The organism is Nitrosomonas sp. Nm84 (genome assembly GCF_003201565.1).
Lineage (GTDB): Bacteria > Pseudomonadota > Gammaproteobacteria > Burkholderiales > Nitrosomonadaceae > Nitrosomonas.
Genome location: NZ_QJJP01000024.1, coordinates 17,288 through 37,232 on the forward strand (window position 1 = coordinate 17,288; position 19,945 = coordinate 37,232).

Genomic DNA, 19,945 nt, shown 5'->3' on the forward strand with positions numbered 1-19,945 from the left:
AGTTTTATGAGTTTCATTTAAATATTACTAAAGAATAATGAATGGCAATATCCGTGCTGACACGTAAGGGGAAGCCCTTATATGCTAGCAGATTTGCAGAAAAGAATCGGAGATCGCCGTAAGCTTTCTTACATTTTTTCCACGATATTTGCTACAGGAATATAATTTGGTTGATGCGCTAAAAGACTTAAGTTTCCAAGCAGTATTCAATGCGGCAGAGGATGCAATGCTTTTGATTGAAGATTCTGGTCACATAGTGTTGGTAAATCCGGCTGCACAGAAATTGTTTGGTTATGCTGAAGATGAGCTAAGGGGGCAAGCGATTGAAATGCTTATAGCGCCACGATATCAAAAACAATATAGCTACTATCAAGAACTTTTTTTTAGCAAGCCGGTAAAACGTTTCATGAGTGCTGCCAATGAACTTGTCGCATTAGACCGCGACCGCAAGGAAATATTGTTAGATATTAGCCTCAGTCCCATAAAAGCACAGCGTCAACTTTATGCCTTGATCATATTTAATGTTACCAGCCGACGACTTGAGGCCGAGGAGGCGCTTCGAGCCAGCGAAGAGCGCTTGCGCTTGGCCAAGCAGGCAGCAGGTTTAGGTATTTTCGATTACGACCTCAAACGTAATATCGTTTACTGGGATAAACAAATACGCAAACTATGGGGTAATGATTCCGATGAAACCATAAGTTATGAAGAATTCGTAGACAGGATACACCCCAAAGATCGTGAGGCGAGACAAGCAGCCATTGATTATGCAATGAATCCTACTGGTAACGGCGAATTCAAAGCGGAATATCGCGTTGTTAATCCAGTCGATGGCGTTGAACATTGGATATCTTCAGTGGGGCGAGTGTATTTCGAAAATGAACGTCCGAATCGGCTGATAGGCGTGACACGGGACGTGACAGAGCAGAAAAATATCCAGAAAAAGCTACAAGCGCAGCGCCATGAAACAGAAGATATCCTTAAACAACAAGTGGCGGCGCGAACAGCTTCTGCGATTGCCCATGAGCTTAACCAGCCGCTAGCCGCAATTTCTGTATATAGCGAAGTAATGTTGCACACATTACACAACGATGATATCAACTTCGAAAATCTAAAAAGAGTGCTTAAAGGCTGTGTGGAACAAGCGCAACGTGCTGGTCGTAGTTTACATGAATTGCTTGCTTTTCTACAGAAAGGCGAATTAGTGACCGAGCGGTTAAATCTCAATGATGTTGTAAACGAAGCACTAAAGATTGTATTTGATGATGATTATGTGAGATTCAATCCAGTGCTTCAACTGGAGCAAAATATTCCCGCTGTTCAGTGTAATCACACTCAAGTACAGAAAGTTTTGGTAAATCTATTTAGAAATGCGGCTGAAGCTATGCGTGCAACAGATTTACCAACATTAACGATTACAACTTCGATGCAAACTTTGTCTGGAAAAGATATGGCTATGATAATAGTACAGGACAATGGGCCGGGTCTTGATCATGACATGGCTAAATGCATATTCGAGCCATTTTTTACGACCAAGCCAACGGGTATCGGTATGGGACTGGCTATTAGTCGTGCATTGATTGAAACCAATGGCGGTCAACTCTGGGTAGATCTTGATGCTAAGCCAGGTGCTAAATTCCAATTTACTTTACCTTTTGCGCCATGAGCACTCATGAACCAACCGTTTTTATCGTCGATGACGATGCGGCGGTGCGAGACTCACTCACGCTGATGATTGAACAGGCTGGCATTAAAGTACAGTCCTTCGAAAATGCGAAAACTTTCCTGCATGCTTATCGACCAGATTTTTTTGGTTGCATCATCATAGACATAAAAATGCCAGAAATGGATGGTCTGCAACTTCAAGAAGAATTATCTCGGCTTAAAATCGTAATGCCCATCATTTTCCTGACCGGGCATGGCGATATTCCGATGAGTGTCAAAGCGATCAAGGCTGGGGCGGTAGACTTTCTGACAAAACCGGTGATACGTGAGAAACTCTTAGTCTGCGTGCGCGCCTCGCTTGTAGAAGCTGAAAAGAGGTATGATGAGCTAGTACATAATCAGGATGTGATATCCTGTCTGCAGAAGCTCACTGAGCGTGAACGGGAAGTGATGATTCTAGCTGTTCAAGGACGTTCCAATAAAGAGATTGGTTGTTTTCTGGGCATTAGCTATCGCACGGTAGAAATCCACAAATCCAAGATCATGCAGAAAACCGGTGCAACCAATTTGCTTGATCTAGCACGTATTGTCAGTGAGAGCGATAGGAGCCGATAAGCTTGATGATCGGTTACATTTATCAATACCCTATGGTCTTGCCACGGGATCGTTTATTCCTAGAGAATATTTGATCCTTCCTTTAGGTCATTCATAAATAAAAAGCCCGCCGAAACGGATTGTTATGTCAAGAATTCTTTCTGTGAAGAGTTTCCGGCTTCTTAAGAGAAGTGGTATTTGCTCCGGGGGGAAATTTTTTTAATTCAGAATCTTCTTGATCTTCTTTGAAGTTTATTACTTCTCGTCCTAGTTGGTCACGAGCTACGTCAGAATCTTTTAATTGGGGAAATATCTTTTTTTTTCTTCTCTCACATGATGTTCAATATATTCTTTTAATACCGTAACTTTTGCGTGATAATAGCTTTCATCCGGACTCATGGCTTGTAATTCGGCTATTAATTCTTTTGCACCAGCGTATTCGACATCTGCCTCGTCCATTAAATCTTCATCGTCTATAACTACGCTTGCTACAGAATAAACTATTGTTTCTTCTGCCAATGTATGGAGAGTTAGTTCTGTACATATTTGTTGCACAATTTTTGCTTTTTTATCATTACTACCTTTTTTTTCCTGAAGTTCTTCATATTCTGCAAAAAGAGATTTAATCTTTTTGTGGTCTTCTTTTAAAAGATTAGTCAGATTGGTTCGAGCAATTTGGTTTTTATTTTCAATGGTTTGATTTGTCATAATGCAACTCTTTCTTATAATGAAGAAGAATTGATTATGCTTAGATACCTACCTACCGTCAGTACGTAAACACACACACGCGAGTTACTACCTATGCAATTAAGATATTGGAATGAAGTGAGATCGGGTTGGTAGTTAGTTCGTAAACGAGCAGATGTGTAATCACTTTCAACCAGGCCGTTGAAAAACTATCTGCGTTGCCGCTACGGTGTTAAAAACAAGCTCAAAATGCTCATTTATTACGCATAAACTGCGCTTTCTCGCCTGTTTTTGCCTTGTATCGGCTACCTCGAAAACGTTTTTCAACTGCCTGCTAGAGAATCTCTCCATGCTTCCAGTTCGCCCAGTATCCTTCCGACACTTCCGTCTGCTTGATATGTCTCACGCAATACCGCAATCTGCGCGGAGAATTCGGCAAGGGTAATGCTTCCGCCGCCAATACCTTGCGCCAGACGTTGCAGACGCATCTGTTCCCAATGTTCCATTTCTGCTGATGTCAGTGTGTCCGGCCAATTACGGGCGCGATAGCGAAATAGCAGCTCAGGAAGTCGCTTGTCATGAAAATCAATTTGCATCTTTGCCAGTTGTTGCGGTGAAGCGCGCCGTATCCGTGCCAACGATGTAGCATCCGCATTATCCAGAAAACCATCATACAAGGCCGCATCCACATCACCGGACGATTCAAATGTTCGGCTGGTATACGCGGCGGCCACGCGCTGAAAGAAATCCTGATGCGTACACAGTGTTTGCCAATGCCGGTAACACGCGTCCATATCGAGCGCGATGCGTTCAGCGGCTTCAACGTCCAGGGCATTGCGCGGCGCCAGTGCTGGGCATTTATTGATCTTCACCGATTTCACCGGCAGTCGTTGCATGCCTTCGGGCAACTCGTCGTTGCGGGTAAACAAATATTGACTCAGATCGTCCACGCTGAGCGGTAGAAACATGTCCGGGTCATGCCGCAAATCGTACACCAACACGCTGTTGTTGTTACCTGGCTCTGTGATCAATGGCATGACCAGAGAGGTGCAGCCGGTTTTTGCCGGATACATGCGCGTGGTATGCAGCACCGGATTGTGGGTGACTAGATCAAGCTGGCCTGCCGCCTTGCGCTTATCCCGCAATTGCAACAGCCAGTCGTACAGACGCGGTTGTTGCGTGCGCAGCAGACGTGCCAGCGCAATGGTGGCGCGCACATCGGATAACGCATCATGTGCGGATTCATGCTGAATGCCATTGGCCGCCACCAAATCTTCCAAGCGGAAACTGGGTTGGCCTTCTTCATGTTGCGACCAATGGATACCGGCGGGGCGCAGGGCATACGTCATGCGCACCAGATCAATGATGTCCCAGCGTGAATTGCCTTGCTGCCATTCCCGTGCATAGGGATCATAGAAATTGCGGTACAGCGTAAACCGCGTGACTTCATCGTCAAATCGCAGCGAATTGTAGCCGACACCACAAGTGTTCGGCTGCGAAAATTCGGCATGGATACGCGCGATAAATTCCGGTTCTGGTAGCCCTTTTGCATCAGCGAGTTGCGGTGTAATGCCGGTGAGTAAGCAGGCTTCCGGGTGCGGCAGGAAATCGCGAGCTGGCTTGCAGTAAATAACCAGCGGTTCGCCGATTTCGTTCAGTGCCTCATCGGTGCGCACGCCCGCAAACTGGGCGGGGCGGTCGCGTCTCGGGTCGGCGCCAAAAGTTTCGTAGTCATGCCAGTAAAAGGTAATGGGCATCGTGCGTATGGATTTTAAAAAATTAAGGAGCCGCTGAATACTTGCTCGGCAACTGGCTCATTGCGCAATTATAGTGGTATCTTACGCAAAAATTCTTAAACTCAATGAAAGGACAAAATAATATGGCACGTAAACTCATCAGCTCAGGTTCCACCTTTGAACACGAAATCGGCTACTCGCGCGCGGTGGTCGAAGGCAATTGGATTCTGGTTTCCGGCACGACCGGCTTTGATTACAACAAAATGACCATTTCCGATGATTTATTGGAGCAGGCGGAACAATGCTTCAAGAACATCGAAGCGGCACTCAATCAAGCCGGATCAAGCATGAAGGATGTCGTGCGTGTCACGTATGTGTTTCCCAAAGCGGAAGATTTTGAAAAATGCTGGCCGATCATGCGCAAGTATCTGGGCGATGTCAGACCGTCCGCCATGATGCTTGCGGCGGGTTTATCCGATCCGCGCATGAAGATTGAAATTCAGGTGACAGCTTATCGTGATTGAAAACTGATGACAGGAAGAATGGGGGTTTCTGTGTTATGGATCAATAGAAGAGCTTTTAACATTGCTCCAGTGCTGAGCTATCAATGATGATTTTTTGAACGGTCAATTTTTATTCATACTAAAAAGCCTGATCAATAGAATGCCAACCATGCCACCTGCTGAATCAATGAGGAAATCGGTGACCAAGGGAGTTCGTCCGTTGATATAGAGTTGTACAATCTCAGTGCCGCTGGCCATCATCAGAATGATGGCCATGATTTGAGCCACAGGCTGTTTTTTCAGCATTAAACCAAGAATCAGTCCCAGTAAGAAAAAGAAGCACACGTGCCAGACTTTGGATAAATCCCATGGAATGATTGTTTTAAACGCAGGACTTTCTGCGTCAATCTGCGTTTCGACTTGATGCGATACTAAGTCTTTCATATAACCCGGCAGGCTCGTCCCTATGACAATGGAAATAAAGGCAAAAGCCAGCAATACACGGGCAAGCGTGGATCTTTTATCTGCAAAAAGGCATGAGCCGACCAGTAACAGAAAAAAAGCGCCCCATGAAACAAGAGTAATATTTCTGATCCACAGATAGGCTTGGGTTTCGCTCACAGGATAAAGCTGCATATTCCTTACTTGAAGTGAACCCGTGGATTGATTGAGTTCTGCGATCACGCGGACGCCTTGGGTTTTAGGCGTCACGTAAAAAAAATTATGGTAATTTTTCCAATCATGGGTGCCGGTCAGCGAGGTGACAGTGAGTGGCAGATCCCAACGATCCTCCTTCCCATCATTTTGCACCAATATCAGTCTTGCTAGGCTCCATGGCTTCTTGCCTGGTACCACGTTGTCGCATTTGACCTCAGCGGAAAACATTAATACTGCACCATGTTCAACCGGTGGAAGATACTGGTGAACGCTGACGCCGGTTCGCGGATCACTGGAAAAAAGCGTCAATTGATTTCCCACGACATCAATCCGGTTGTCTCCGGATACCTTGGAAATCCAGTTGCCGGTCAAAAGCTCGGATCCAACTTGTTGATAGCGATCAACCCATATTTGACAGGCAAAGGTTGCAGCTACCAGAAGAATAAAGAGAAAGCTATTTGTTTTGAACAAAGGCATACGATAGATACTGGAATGTTTTTATATCAGGGTTGCTATTAAGTTTTGGACCAGGAAATGCTATCACCTCTCCAATGAACCCCGGTTTATCTATGTATGCCGACAGGCAAGGCGGTTTGCAACGTTCTTTAATCTAGAAATATTGAACCATTAAGGCTATATATCCAACAATAAAAATAGCCATGACAATAATAACAAGCTTTTTCATCGAGTTAGCTCCTTTCAGTTAGATGTTGATTAATCATTGCTGAGTAATAGCACATAAGTAAAACGCATCCTATACTTTGTCGTCAAGTGCTATTCGTTTGTCTTTCTTTGCGTCATTCGAGTTCGGATCATTGTTCGTTAAGATATTAACAGAGCGTTGTGTGGTGGAGATAAAGTCTATGCCCTTTAATCTGTAGTAGCTCAAACTCGATCTAACGGCTTTAAAAGCTAATCATCCCTGCAGTCTTTATGTGACGAATGCCACAACGATGCGTTTGAGAGTCTCGAGGGAATAGTCATATAAATAGCTGTGAGTGTGATAAATGTCATAGAGAATTCATTGACCTTGCAATATGATCCGCGCTGTAACGAAGAAGCTGATTGCCGAGAATAAAGGTAATGGCTTGTGAGTTATGGCGGCATTCGATTGAATTTCAAACAATACTAAAGGAGCACAAGATGGGGATGCATAATATGTCTGCTTTGAAATTGGTTAGGATTACACTGATGGTTCCGGTGTTGCTATGGCTAAGTATGTCTCTGGCCATCGCAGCACCGCCTTCCAATGACGACTTTGATAGCGCCATTACAGTAACTGAGCCGCTGCCATTTACTGATGGTACGAATACGCTTGAGGCGACAACGGCTCCGGATGATCCGGATTGCTTTGGACAAGGACCTACAGTGTGGTACTCATTCACCCCAACCGAAAACATGCGAATCCAGGCCAAAACTTTTGGCAGTGATTACGATACCACTCTTTCAGTGTATACCGGCACACGCGGCAATCTCTCTCAAATTGCCTGCAACGACGATGCAGGAAGTGTTCAGTCATCAGCGGTTTTCGATGTTGTTGCTGGTCAGACTTATTTCTTCATGGTTGGAGCATTTGGCGGTGGAGCGGGTGGCAATTTGGTATTCACAGTCGCAACAGCTCCACAGCCCGTTACAGTCGACTTCAGCATTGATCCGATCGGTTCATTGGATCGGGTAGGAAATGTCACAATCCGCGGTATCGTGAACTGCTCGGCGCCATTATTTATTAACGTGTCTGGCGAGCTTAAACAAAATACCGGACGCGTCTTTATCCTGGGTTTCTTAGGTACTGCCTTTATGTGTAACGGTAGCAATACGCCATGGGAAGCGATAGTCATTCCTGAAAATGGACGCTTTGCAGGCGGACCGACCAAAGCCTTTGCGAACATATTCGCTGTTGATCCGAATACAGGTGAGTTTATCCAAAGTTCAGCATCTGCTACCGTGAAGCTGAAACGTTCACAGTAACCTCTTGGTAGTACCGACAGATTACTGGGGGGGGGATCTGTCCCTCTCTATTATTATTTTTAGCAAATAAGTGATCAAGGAAATCAGGATAAAGATAATGTGCGTTAGGGATCGGGCAGCATGCCCTCAGAGGGGGCATATCCTTCGCGCCAGTCGGCGACGGCTACTCTTATCTCGCAATAATCTGACAGGTAAGGCTTACAAGGCTTTGGAAATATAAATTTTAAGTCAGGCAGATGGATTCAAAGAGTTTATTATGACATCTCGCACCACTTGAGCGCGATAACTTGATCTAGATGGAAAGCGTAACAGTTTAAAACCAGCAGTCATGCATGCTTTTTCTACGAAACTGCTTTTAGCGCGCGCTTCTCGCCGGATATTGTTGGTATCATCTAACTCCAAAACAGCAACTATCGTGAGCGTTCGTTTTTCACAAAGTATGTAATCAAAATGCTGAGGCGGAATTCTATAGATTGCAGCACTACAACTTCGTACATTAAAAATTTCATCCGGCGTAAGCACGTCAGTAATACGCACTTTTGCAAATATCTCATAATCATTTGATAAAGATTCTTTTAACGCGAGCAAAAAAGAATGCTCGGTGCTAGAAAGTATTTCTTCCTGGGACTCATATTTAAAATGAGAAGATTTCTTGCGAAATTTCAACAATGTAAATGTCTTACTAAAAATTGCAACAATATTCATAATTGAATGTTAGCTGACCAAAGAGTAAGGTTATCGGCAATAAAGAAGGAGCTCTAAAGGCGTTCGGAAAAATAGTGTGACCGGGATAAAGAAAGCCTGTTTTAGTCAAGCGTTAAAAACTGTTTTATAAAAAGCACATTAGATTACTATTGAATATATAATAAATAACTCATTGATCAATTTGATAGCTTGTCGATAATTACAAAATGAAAGAAGAAATTAAACAAAGATTGGAAAAGCATGAAACCTGGCAGCGTGTACTCTATATGTTATTTTTCATTTTCATCTATACGATTTCAAAATTTCTAATTGTTGGTGTCATGTTATTTCAGTTCGTTACTATTATTTTGACCGGTAACATAAATGAGCAATTGCTGAAATTTGGCCAGAATCTGAGTACGTATCTTTATCAAATTACAATATTTTTGACTTATAACAGCGAACAACGTCCATTCCCCTTCAGCGCATGGCCAGATGGCGCACCTAATCAGAAAGCTTATTATCTTGACGAATAAATGCACCAGGATTTAACTTAAAATGAAGGTTCTTTACCGTCTTTAGCAATGGGGTATTTTGCTAGAATGTGGGTAACTTTTACTTCACACAAAGCTACGTGGTTGTGTATAAAAGATTGTGCGGCTTATCTTCATGTGCTAGTTCAGGTCCACCTCGACGTGATGCGCTTGGTGGTCGTCTATCAGAGGAATCATGCCTTGTGGTCGCCCTGATTCATCGACACCCACGCTATCAACCACGGTACCATCCACTGTTACATGGATCTCATGGTTGGGTTTCTCACCGTTGCATTTGATGGTGATGTGATAGAAAGTTTCGCGAAAGCGGTAGTGAATACTGTACGATTTCCAGTGCGCCGGAATACACGGGGTCATGCGCAGATGGTCCACTTCCAGTTGCAGACCCAACAGCGTTTCCACGGTCAATCGGTACATCCAGCCTGCCGCCCCAGTGTACCAAGTCCAGCCACCCCGCCCAGGTGTGGTGCTGCACCATAAATATCCGCGCACATGACGTACGGCTCAACTTTATAACGTTCGATTTCCGCAGGTGTACGGCCATGATTGACGGGATTGAGCATGGCGAACAATTCCCACGCCCGTTCCCGGTCGCCCAGCATAGCAAACGCCATCGCGGACCAAATCGCAGCATGGGTATATTGGCCACCGTTTTCACGGATGCCGGGCACATATCCTTTGATATATCCGGGTTCAAGTTCGGATTTGTCGAAGGGTGGATCGAATAACTGGATCAACTGTGTATCGCGTCGTATCAGACGTTTATCCACCGCGGCCATTGCTTGGCGTGTACGCGCGGAATCGCCGCCGGAAATAACCGCCCAGCTCTGACTGATTGAATCAATCTGACACTCATCATTGCTGGACGAGCCCAGAGGTGTGCCGTCATCGAAATAGGCCCGCCGATACCAGTCGCCGTCCCAGGCATTTGTCTCGATATGGTCACGCAACAGCGAAGCCTGTCCGGCGCAAATATCAGCAAAGGTTGCATCCCCCCGACTCCGCGCCAAATCGGTAAACACCCGAAGGTTGGCGTACAAGAACCATGCTAGCCAAACGCTCTCGCCCTTGCCGTCACGACCGACGAGATTCATGCCATCGTTCCAATCGCCGCAGCCCATCAGCGGTAATTGATGTTCGCCAAAGCGCAAGCCGTGTTTGATGGCGCGTACGCAATGTTCATAAAGGCTTGCCGCTTCCGTCGAACGTTGTGGCTGGTCGTAGTAAGCTTCTTCTTCCGGATATAACTCGCGGCCTTCCAAGAAGTGGATCGATTCGTCCAGTATGCCGGTATCGCCGGTCGCCAACACATAGCGGCAGGTTGCATACGGCAGCCACAGATAATCATCGGAAAAATGGGTGCGCACGCCCTGCCCATTGGGCGGATGCCACCAGTGTTGCACGTCACCCTGAAGGAATTGCCGCTCGGCGCAACGGATCAATTGTTCGCGGGCAAGCCACGGTGTCGCATGAATCAGCGCCATGGTGTCTTGTAACTGATCGCGAAAACCGTAGGCGCCGCCCGACTGATAATATCCGCTGCGGCCCCATAATCGGCAGGATAGTGTTTGGTAAATTAGCCAGCCGTTGGTCAGAACATCCAAACCAGGATCCGGTGTCTCCACATGCACCGCACCCAAGGCGTGGTTCCAGTGCCCCCAAACCCCCTCTAATGCTTGCCGTGCACCTGCGAGTCCTCCATATTGTTGGATGAGTTGTTGCGCTTCTTCAGTATCGTGGGCTGCGCCGAATATAAATACGATTTCCTGCGCTTGTCCTTCAACCAGTTCGATTTGGGTCTGGATTGCGGCGCATGGGTCCAGGCCCGCACCGGTCTTGCCCGACAGGCGTTTGCGGCGCATCGCTGCTGGGCTGGCCAGCGAGCCGTTACGACCAATAAACTCGGTACGATTTCCGGTCACCGAACGCGCCTGTTCGCTGACTTTCGCAAAAACGATTCGTTTGGCATATTCACGACCATAGGCATTACGGGCATACAGCGCTCCGCTATGTGCATCTATTTCAGTCACAATGTGCATCAGATTGGTATGCCGCCATTCACCGAGTACCAGCTCCCAGTAGCCGGTGAGCGACAATCGCCGCGGGCGCTTCGAGTGATTGTGCAGCTTGATCACCACGAATTTCACTGGCGCATCCATGGCAACGTAGATTTTCAGTTCCGAAGAAATATCAGTTTGGTCATGCTCGAACACGCTGTATCCAAATCCATGCCGGCAAACATATCCGGACTGACCTCCGGACGGTAATGGTGTCGGTGACCAGAATTCGCCGGTTTCTTCGTCGCGAATGTAAAACGTCTCGCCACTGCTGTCACTCAGTGAATCATTGTGCCAAGGGGTCAATCGGAATTCGTGTGCGTTCTCCACCCAGGTATATGCACTTCCGCACTCACTGACAACGGTGCCGATGTGCGGGCTGGCGATAACATTGACCCACGGTGCGGGTGTGCTTTTACCGGGTTCGAGGGTGATGACGTACTCGCGCCCATCGGGCGTAAAACCTCCCAAACCGTTGTAGAAAATCAGTTCGCGCGCTAACAGCGGGCTGATTGATTTAGCGACCGGCAGCAGCCGGGGTTCCAGAAGATCCGAAATACGTTCAGCCGATACGCGGCGTTCCAATGGGTCGATTAATGTTTCGGCGGTATCGCTGAATACGATGCGCGCGACAGTCTGCAGCAAGACTCGCTCATCTTCGGTCAGCTCTTCGGTGCGTCGCACGAAGACGCCACCTGGCTTGTCGATGATTTGCGCTTCAGGTCCCGCGTTGATCAGCCCCATGATCTGATCGTGCAGAACCGCCCGATAGCCCGAAAAATCCTCGTTCACGATTACCAGATCAGCTGCCAATCCCTTCATCCGCCAATAGGCATGGGCTTGCAGCGCTTGTTTGATCAGGTCTATACGGTTGAGATTGCCGATTCGAATCAGTACGATCGGCAGGTCACCCGAAATGGCAAAGCGCCACAGCCCGAATTGCCCCAACTGGTTGCGCGCAATCATGCTAGGGGCAGCGCGCCGCAATGCATTGCTGTATATGACGGAACTCGCAAGGCGACCGTATACTTGGGCATCAGCTTCGGTGGCGTTGAGGTTGCGTAGCACTTCCTGACTCTGAAACCATGCCATTTCAAAAGCCCGTTCCACGAAATGCCGGTCGCAATAATTATCCAACAACCCCAAGGCCGTCTCGCGCGTGCTCGCAACACCGGAGATGATCTGTAGCGTGGCCGATTCGTCCGGTAACAACGTAATAGTGCGGCGGATTGCCACGATCGGATCGAGCACTGAGCCATCCGTGTCCGACAGGTTTGACGCGCGATTACTGGCATCCAGCACTACTGGATTGGCCGCTGTTCGCCCCCGCCCGATGAATTGGGCGCGATCCGTCTCATAGGACGGTTCATCAATCACCGTACCCGGAGCCGCCAGTAAATGGAACATCCAGGGTATCTGTTCTTGCGGCGTGCGCCGTCGCCGCGTACAAAGGATCGCCTGTCGATCGCGGACAATTTCGGTTTGCACGAACAGATTGCTGAAAGCACGATGAGCCAAATCGGAATTCAGCGGCGCCAACACCACCTCCGCATAACTGGTTACTTCAATATGACGCGTACGGGACGATTGGTTGGTCAGTGTGACACGGCGAATTTCCACGTTGTCCTCGGGTGAAACGCTGATTTCAGTATGCGCTTCGATCGCATGATCACGGCGACGATATTCTGCACGCCCTTGCACGAAGATCGCCTCGTAGTGATCGGCCTTGCATAAAGTGGGTTGATAAGCGGTGGACCAATACCGCCCGGAATCACGGTCGCGCAAGTAAATGAAAGTACCCCAGCCATCGGAGGTAGCATCCTCACGCCAGCGGGTGACGGCCAGATCACGCCAGCGGCTGTACCCGCCGCCGGCATGTGTTGCCATGACATGATACTGGCCATTGGATAACAAGTGTACTTCCGGTATCGGTGTGTTCGGGTCGGTGAACACGCGCATAATCGTGCCAGATTCCGGGACTGCCGGGCGTGCAGCGGCACTGACTTCCGCGGCATGGGGGTGTAATGTTGCCCCTTTTTTCGGTATACGCTCTTGCAACAACAATTTTGTCGCCTGGACCAACGGATCCGACATGAAACGGCGCTGCATCGGACAGTTAAGCAATACCTGTTCAAAAGCTAATAGGCTCATGCCCTGGTGATGCGCCATGAAGGTGCGCACAATGGTGCTGGTCTTGCCACGCGGCACACGTGATGGCGTAAAATCGACTGCTTCGTAGAATCCATAGGCGCCGAGCAAGCCGCTGGCAGCCAGCGTCTGCAAATTGCGGCACGCTTCGCGCGGCATCAGCGTCAGTGCCAGTGCGCTGGCGTAGGGCGCAATGACTAGATCATCTCCCAGCCCTCGCTTGAAACCCAACCCTGGCACACCGAATGCCCGATATTGATAGACTTGGTTGATATCGGTGGCGTTATAGCAGGACTCGGAAATGCCCCAGGGCACATCGCGTTGCCGACCGTATTCGACCTGGCGCGACACCGCAGCTTTGCAGGTTTGCTCCAACAACGTGTTGTCGTAGCCCGGCATGATCAGACGCGGCATGAGGTATTCGAACATCGAACCACTCCAGGAAATCAGACTGACATCTCCGCCATGGCTGGTCAACAGTCGGCCTAGCGCAAACCAATGCTTTTGCGGTATTTGCCCCTGTGCGATGAGTAGAAAACTGGCCAGGCGCGCTTCGGATGCCAGCAGATCATAGCAGGATTGATCGCGACGCCGTTCGCCGACATCGTAGCCGATAGCCAGCAAATCCCGCGATGTATCGTAGAGAAATTCAAAATCCATAACGGCAAGTTTGCGGCAACGATCCGCCAAGGCATTGATGGTCCTAATCCGCTCCAATGCACCCTTGGCAGCTCCAGCGGACTGCCGTGTTTGCATATCTGCGGCGTTGCCTTCGGCCAATTCCGCCAGTGTCGGGATGTGGTTGAATGGCTGAGGTTTGGGAACCAGGTATCGCAGATCCTCTTGCAGTGATCGAATCTGCTGATCAAATGCCTGCGCCCAGTAATACAGCTCGCCATCGATATCGATATCCGCGGGCAGACAAGCGATCATCTCCTCGCTGATATGATACATCTCATCCAGTATGCTATCGATGGTCGCCAATGTGTGCGTCGATCCGTTCAATGTGAGTGCGCTCAGATGGGCCTCAAGCGCCTCGATTTTCTTCGCAAGATCGGAGATGGGTGATACGGGTACGTGTTCGACAAGCGCTCGCAAGGTATCCTGCAACCCATGAAATGCATTGGCTGACAGAATCGGTTGGTGTTTCAACTCGATCAATCCCGCTTGCAAGGTGAGCAAGCTACCGGCGAGGTTTCCGCTGTCCACTGAAGAAACATATTGCGGATGTAACGGTTTCAGTGTGCGCGTGTCGTACCAGTTGTAAAAATGACCAAGGTAGCGTTCCAGTTTTTCCATCGTCTCCAGCGTATTTTGAACCAATCGCAGGAATTCGCCGGCGGCGATGTAACCAAAATCATAGGCGGCCAGATCCGCCAGCAATGACATGCCGATATTCGTGGGTGATGTACGCGTGGCAATGGCGGGCGCCGGATATTCCTGAAAATTGTCGGGTGGCAACCAGTTGTCTTGTGCACTGACAAATTGTGCGAAGAAGCACCATGTGCGGCGCGCCGATGCGCGCAGGAATATACGTTGATCGCTCGTCAGCTGAGGTGCCGTGGATAAAAGCGGTTTGCTGATCCACCAAGCGACAACAGGTGATAACAACCAGGCTAGCAAAATAGGTGCACAGAACAACAGTTCCGTTGATTGACTGCTTGTCAATGCCAGGCCCAGCGCTATTGCCACAGTAGGCGCAATCCACATTTCTTTCACAAAATCGACCAACGTACGGCACGCATTGCGGCGCGTATAGGATGGTAAATGCCACAGCATCAAGCCGTGTCGCGTGAACAGCATACGCAGTCCCGAACGTAAGATGGCGCTCAGGCTGATCAGCGTGTCGTAGGGCAACAGAATCAACGTCAACAAAGCGAGTGCGATGGGGTGACCCGCTGACTTGCTGGTCAGGCTCACGTGCACCAGCCAGTCACGTTCTTCCGGTTTACGGATGAATTCGATGATGCTTCTCAGCAGGATAGGCAAGAACACCACGCTTGCAACCAGCACAATCCACAACCATGCTGGCTCCGGGCCGAATAACCAGCCCCCGATTAGCAAGGCCAGTAATGAAGGTGACACAAGGCTGCGTCGCAGATTGTCGAATATTTTCCACATCGACAGCGCAGTCAATGGATTCGGTTGCCATTTTGCTTTCGATTCATTGGAGCCGGGTGGTCCGGGCACGCGTGGGAGCAACCAGCCGGCAAGCTGCCAATCGCCGCGTATCCACCGGTGCCGTCGGCTAGCCTCCATGGTGTAACTGGCCGGATGCTCCTCAATGAGATCGACATCGGTTACCAGTGCCGAACGCGCGTACCCGCTTTCCAGCAAGTCGTGACTGAGAATAAGATTTTCGGGGAAACGTCCATCAACGGCCTGACGAAAAGCATCGACATCGTAAATGCCTTTACCGACAAATGATCCTTCGCCGAAAATATCCTGGTAGACATCGGAGACTTCGCGTGAGTAGGGATCAATGCCCGACTCACCCGCGAACAATTTTGTGAATCGCGATTGGCCTGCGCTGGTCAGGCTGATCGAAGCGCGTGGTTGCAGGATTGCGTAGCCTTCGACGATGCGTCCACAATCAGCATCGTATACCGGCCGATTGAGCGGATGGGCCATGTTACCGATCAGGGTGCGTGCCGCATCGCGGGGAAGTTGCGTGTCGGTATCCAAGGTGATGACATACTGAATCGATTCGAGTATGGACATCTCTCCGACGATATCCGAAAACGCCGTTTTTTCGCCACCGCGCAGCAAGGCATTGAACTGTTCCAATTTGCCGCGTTTGCGCTCATACCCCATCCACACCTGTTCGTGTGGATTCCATAGCCGTGGCCGGTGAAACAAATAGAAAATGCACGGCCGGTCGTCAAGATAGGTGGCATTGAGCGCCTGGACGGCAGCACGCGCATAGGCGAGTAATGCGTCGTCCTGCGGCTGCGTGCGTTGCGGCGCATCACGAAAATCCGTCAGCAAGGCAAAGAACAAATTGGGATCACGATTACCGAGATAGCGGATTTCCAGCGCTTCAAGAAGATCATCAACTTCTTGTGGTTTACTTAGCAAAGTGGGGACCACGACCATAGTGCGGTGGGCCGCCGGAATACCGTGAGAGAAATCCAGTCGCGGCAACGTACGCGGCGACAGAATGAGCGTGACCAGCATATTTACTAGCGAGATTGCCAGTGCTGAAGCACCGATGACGCCGGTAATTGCAAAAAACCAGAAGCGCCAATCTCCTGGCCCGAGATCGTCGAATGAGAAAAACACGGTCGATGCCGCCAATGTGGTGAGCAACAGGATTGGACCAAGATAAAGCAACAGGTTGAAATGCTGGCTCGCACGACTGATCCGTAATTTCCACGGCAATCGGAAACCGACTGCGTGTTCCAGTATTGGTCGGCCGTGATCAATCAGGTAATATCCAACATGCGCGGTACGGTCGTCGACACCCAGCCGTTCTGCCGCAGCTTGCGCCAGTGCAATGACTTTGTGTGTTACCGCCAATTCACTGTGCAAACAGCCTCTCGCGATATCCTCGATAGCATGCCGGTAGCGGTCGCGAGTGGAAAAATCCTGGTGCATGTACATTTTCGCTGGATCTTCACGCAATGTCTGTTCGACAGCACTGAGCAATTCAACATAATCCCGCCAATTCATGGTATCGATAAAACGCAGGCTAACGATGCTGTTGGCGATGGAAATCTGATTAGCCGCGGCGGTTCGTCCTGCCGATTCTGACAGCTGTGTTGCAGTCACCCCCTGTTCTAACAGTTTTTGTTCGACCCAGGTTTGAACGAACGCCATGACGGATCCTTGGGCCTGAAGTCGGGCATAAAATTCCTCCACAAACGGCGCGGTCAGAGGTACATCGGCATTGGCAAACTCGGCCAGCAACTGAATCAGCTGTTTGGGCTCCTTTTCAGCCGCGGCAAGCATGCGATCCGCCCAACTGATGGCGGCGTTGAGCTCCTCGCGCCGGCGGGCGATACGCAGTGCAACACGGCGAAGATTTTCCAGTAACGCCAACTGCAGCATGATCGGAAATGCCCATAACTCGCCCAGCTTCAATGGCTCGACAGTCTGGTAGGCGGCAATGAATTGCGTAACGTTTTCCTTGTCGACACGACCATCCATGTGGGAAATCAGTTGTAATGCCAAATCATAGATGCGGGGGAAACCGGCTGACGGACCATCCGCTAATCGCGGCAACTGGCGGCTGTAACCGCGCGGCAAATGCCGGCGCGCCTGATTGATCTGCTGTTCGATGAGATAAAAATTATCAAGTAGCCACGCCTCAGCCGGAATAATTCGCTGTCCCGGCGCCGTTGCAACGGTCACGACTTCATACGCCGCGAGCAGAATACGTTCATTGTCCGCTAGCCGTGGCAACAACCGATCTGGCCCCGGATGTGGGTCGAGCTTGTACTGCCCGGCCAACATGGCCCCTTGACGTTTCAATTGCTCGATACTGAACAACTCGGAACGCAGTAACTCGGTATCGTGAGCGTTACGCAACACATTCCGAGTGCGTGCCGAAAATCCGAACGCTTTAATATTGATAATATTCTCCTTGTTCGAATTCATGGTGATCAGCGTAGTCGGAGTCTTATGACTGGTGCTTGCAGACTATTAGCTAACAGGCCATCTGTTGATCGCAGTTTTTGTTATTTTTTTGGAAAAAGAATAAGCGTAATCATCAAAAAATGGAAAGTATGCTATATGGTCGCACTTGCGTTATTTCATTTTAAGTCTTTGTGATGCTTCACATCCCCTTGGTATTTTCTTGACCGGTTTTATCATGGCATTGTTTAAATCTTAGTGGCAGTATTCGGCGGCGTCTGTTTGGCATCGCAAACAACGATAAAAGCAACACAGTATCAATGGGATAAAGAGGAGGTAGTAACCTAGATAGGCAAGTTGTATATTGTCAAAACAATTTGAACAAATGATCACCTAATCGGAGTGCACTCACTTAGAACTGAATTAGTACACAGCAATCAGTCGATTTCCTAAGATTTTGTCTGAGCCTTGGTTGCATTTGTTGCTTGAATTCTGACAAGTGTTGCTTCCGTAGTAGCTACATCATCAATCAAACGTGCAGATCATCCATTTATTGTTGAGTAATCTCAGTAAGAATGCATTTTTTATTCCAGGATTTGTCTGCCATATTCGGCCACTGCTTCTTATCAAATCCCGGTACATTTTTGAGACGACTTTTATCTGCGTTGAGTATAAAGTGTTTTTTCTCTGCATCGAACTTTAATCTGTACCACGGTACCGCAAATAACTTACTTCCTATTCCAAAGACGCCGCCAAAGGACAGTACTGCATAGCACACGCTGTCGGTCGTTATATCCAGCATGTTTTCTTTAATGTTACGCAAGTCGTCACCGTTTTGATTGCAGACATTCTTTCCAATGAGTATTTCGGTGCCCATCGAGCGAACTCCAGATGCTTTGTTGCTACCTTTGCCTTGGTGATAAATAGTATAAGTATCGAGCACTTCGTAATTCATGCAAAACTCCTATTTAAAATGTTATTGGTAAAGGATTAAGGGGCCCTACTAATATTCATTAGTTCTGATAACACGTGGGAGATATTTCCTATGCCTCGTTTTTGACGATACACATAAAATAGATTACTGTCGATTCGGTAGCGAACTTAGCAACACTAAACTAAGCATTACATCGTAATCAGGTCTATTGTTTAGATTAGAAATTAGATCTCGCTAAGTTGACTCAGAATTTAAAAATTGTTGCGCTAGAATTTCTGCCAGGAATCAACTACCCACATCGCGCTTAGGCTAACAAGTACATTGATTATTTATGATCAATAAGTTGTATGAATAATTGCGGATTTGCTCTCCAATATTCATTCGATATTTACAAACTTCTCAATAAATTCATGCCCACTACCACTCCATTCATCAGTTACTTTATGTTCTTCCGTTTCAAGTGATACCAAATAAATACGATCTTCAATGAAATCGGCAGATTTTATTTTCCATATGACCCCTCCGTGCTTCTTGGTATACCTGTATCTTGAGGAAATAACTAATTTCTCAGGCCAGGTTGAGTTTTCGTGATCATTGTTCATGGTTCTGCTCCTTTTTTGGCACTAAAAATGGCTTCAATTCAGAAGTTAAAGTGGGTTTAGACGTAATAATTTGAGAATTTCATGATTAAGATTATCACGCCAATGATTAAAACGAAATTCGGTTTTTTTCAGGTGCAGATAGAAAGTATGTGCAGGTACGTCGTTGAACTTTGCCAAACGTCTTTTTGTAAAACTCCAGAAGGATTCGATGCCATTGATATGCCGCTCACCACTGGCAAATTCCTTATCACCATGATGCACGCTAAAGTGCTTATCAAAGCCAATATCGACCGATCCGTCATAACCGCGACACCCATCAGAGCGAATCAGGGTGTTCGGTGCGGCATGCCTCCGGATAATAATGGCTTGTAGTGTTGCTCTGGAGCAATCCCTGTATAAACTTTTCCTTGACGCTTGAATACATCAAAAACGATTGTTTTGCCATAGCCCCCCACTCACTTCTCTCCCGGACGCACTGCGCTCCAAGATAAGACTCGTTAATCTCTGCAGAATCTTGCAGAGGGGAATCAAGTTCACAGCATTGGACAATGCGTTGTCGTATTTTAAGATTGAGAACGAAGATA

The 19,945-nt window shown here is 48.1% G+C and carries 13 protein-coding genes and 1 pseudogene; 5 read left to right on the forward strand and 9 right to left on the reverse strand.

Translation table 11 applies throughout. The annotated features are described in order from the left end of the window. Positions 1–166 precede the first annotated feature (166 nt). Positions 167–1,663, forward strand: coding sequence for a PAS domain S-box protein (locus C8R34_RS11875; protein ID WP_110340965.1), 1,497 nt, complete (start codon positions 167–169; stop codon positions 1,661–1,663). Then, a complete protein-coding gene (locus C8R34_RS11880; RefSeq protein WP_110340967.1) occupies positions 1,660–2,277 on the forward strand; it encodes a response regulator transcription factor in 618 nt (205 codons plus the stop codon). The genes C8R34_RS11875 and C8R34_RS11880 overlap by 4 nt, the downstream gene beginning before the upstream one ends. A gap of 276 nt (positions 2,278–2,553) precedes the next feature. Here the strand turns inward: C8R34_RS11880 and C8R34_RS11885 are convergent, their stop codons facing one another. Both C8R34_RS11885 and sbcB read right to left on the reverse strand, forming a co-directional pair. Then, entirely contained in the window at positions 2,554–2,964 is a 411-nt protein-coding gene (locus C8R34_RS11885) for a hemerythrin domain-containing protein (protein WP_258364481.1), read from the reverse strand. A gap of 302 nt (positions 2,965–3,266) precedes the next feature. Continuing rightward, positions 3,267–4,700 (reverse strand): exodeoxyribonuclease I, encoded by a 1,434-nt coding sequence (gene sbcB / locus C8R34_RS11890; protein ID WP_110340969.1) that lies wholly within the window; start codon positions 4,698–4,700, stop codon positions 3,267–3,269. A gap of 122 nt (positions 4,701–4,822) precedes the next feature. Here sbcB and C8R34_RS11895 point away from each other — a divergent pair, with 122 nt between their 5' ends. Continuing rightward, a complete protein-coding gene (locus C8R34_RS11895; protein ID WP_110341019.1) occupies positions 4,823–5,203 on the forward strand; it encodes a RidA family protein in 381 nt (126 codons plus the stop codon). Between the two features lie 102 nt (positions 5,204–5,305). On the opposite strand, the gene C8R34_RS11900 is transcribed toward C8R34_RS11895, so the two are convergent. Next, complete coding sequence (locus C8R34_RS11900; protein WP_110340971.1) at positions 5,306–6,316, reverse strand: VanZ family protein; 1,011 nt, start codon at positions 6,314–6,316, stop codon at positions 5,306–5,308. Between the two features lie 681 nt (positions 6,317–6,997). On the opposite strand from C8R34_RS11900, the gene C8R34_RS11905 reads away from it, so the two are divergent. Beyond that, positions 6,998–7,807, forward strand: coding sequence for a hypothetical protein (locus C8R34_RS11905; RefSeq protein ID WP_132467098.1), 810 nt, complete (start codon positions 6,998–7,000; stop codon positions 7,805–7,807). A gap of 228 nt (positions 7,808–8,035) precedes the next feature. Here C8R34_RS11905 and C8R34_RS11910 read toward each other — a convergent pair whose 3' ends face one another. Next, positions 8,036–8,512 carry a DUF2726 domain-containing protein gene (locus C8R34_RS11910; protein ID WP_110340975.1) on the reverse strand — a complete coding sequence of 159 codons (477 nt, stop codon included), beginning with the start codon at positions 8,510–8,512 and terminating at the stop codon, positions 8,036–8,038. A gap of 206 nt (positions 8,513–8,718) precedes the next feature. Between C8R34_RS11910 and C8R34_RS11915 the strand changes: the two genes are divergently transcribed. Continuing rightward, positions 8,719–9,027, forward strand: coding sequence for a DUF4389 domain-containing protein (locus C8R34_RS11915; protein ID WP_110340977.1), 309 nt, complete (start codon positions 8,719–8,721; stop codon positions 9,025–9,027). Positions 9,028–9,165: 138 nt separating this feature from the next. Here C8R34_RS11915 and C8R34_RS17090 read toward each other — a convergent pair whose 3' ends face one another. The 5 genes and pseudogenes from C8R34_RS17090 to C8R34_RS11935 all read right to left on the reverse strand — a co-directional run. Next, positions 9,166–9,402 (reverse strand): hypothetical protein, encoded by a 237-nt coding sequence (locus tag C8R34_RS17090; RefSeq protein ID WP_258364482.1) that lies wholly within the window; start codon positions 9,400–9,402, stop codon positions 9,166–9,168. A gap of 47 nt (positions 9,403–9,449) precedes the next feature. Beyond that, the gene (locus tag C8R34_RS11920; protein WP_258364483.1) at positions 9,450–17,849 is read right to left on the reverse strand and encodes a GH36-type glycosyl hydrolase domain-containing protein; all 8,400 of its coding nucleotides are present in this window, start codon (positions 17,847–17,849) and stop codon (positions 9,450–9,452) included. Positions 17,850–18,375: 526 nt separating this feature from the next. Next, positions 18,376–18,780 carry a PRC-barrel domain-containing protein gene (locus C8R34_RS11925; RefSeq protein WP_110340979.1) on the reverse strand — a complete coding sequence of 135 codons (405 nt, stop codon included), beginning with the start codon at positions 18,778–18,780 and terminating at the stop codon, positions 18,376–18,378. Positions 18,781–19,136: 356 nt separating this feature from the next. Next, a complete protein-coding gene (locus C8R34_RS11930; protein ID WP_110340981.1) occupies positions 19,137–19,361 on the reverse strand; it encodes a hypothetical protein in 225 nt (74 codons plus the stop codon). A gap of 45 nt (positions 19,362–19,406) precedes the next feature. Continuing rightward, positions 19,407–19,932 (reverse strand): annotated as a pseudogene (locus tag C8R34_RS11935) (IS1595 family transposase); the annotation flags it as partial. Positions 19,933–19,945 lie beyond the last annotated feature (13 nt).

Coding starts and splice junctions, on each gene's coding strand:
- C8R34_RS11880 (WP_110340967.1), top strand. CDS start 1,660: ATGAGCACTCATGAACCAACCGTTTTTATCGTCGATGACGATGCGGCG.
- C8R34_RS11885 (WP_258364481.1), bottom strand. CDS start 2,964: ATGACAAATCAAACCATTGAAAATAAAAACCAAATTGCTCGAACCAAT.
- sbcB (WP_110340969.1), bottom strand. CDS start 4,700: ATGCCCATTACCTTTTACTGGCATGACTACGAAACTTTTGGCGCCGAC.
- C8R34_RS11895 (WP_110341019.1), top strand. CDS start 4,823: ATGGCACGTAAACTCATCAGCTCAGGTTCCACCTTTGAACACGAAATC.
- C8R34_RS11900 (WP_110340971.1), bottom strand. CDS start 6,316: ATGCCTTTGTTCAAAACAAATAGCTTTCTCTTTATTCTTCTGGTAGCT.
- C8R34_RS11905 (WP_132467098.1), top strand. CDS start 6,998: ATGTCTGCTTTGAAATTGGTTAGGATTACACTGATGGTTCCGGTGTTG.
- C8R34_RS11910 (WP_110340975.1), bottom strand. CDS start 8,512: ATGAATATTGTTGCAATTTTTAGTAAGACATTTACATTGTTGAAATTT.
- C8R34_RS11915 (WP_110340977.1), top strand. CDS start 8,719: ATGAAAGAAGAAATTAAACAAAGATTGGAAAAGCATGAAACCTGGCAG.
- C8R34_RS17090 (WP_258364482.1), bottom strand. CDS start 9,402: ATGACCCCGTGTATTCCGGCGCACTGGAAATCGTACAGTATTCACTAC.
- C8R34_RS11920 (WP_258364483.1), bottom strand. CDS start 17,849: ATGAATTCGAACAAGGAGAATATTATCAATATTAAAGCGTTCGGATTT.
- C8R34_RS11925 (WP_110340979.1), bottom strand. CDS start 18,780: ATGAATTACGAAGTGCTCGATACTTATACTATTTATCACCAAGGCAAA.
- C8R34_RS11930 (WP_110340981.1), bottom strand. CDS start 19,361: ATGAACAATGATCACGAAAACTCAACCTGGCCTGAGAAATTAGTTATT.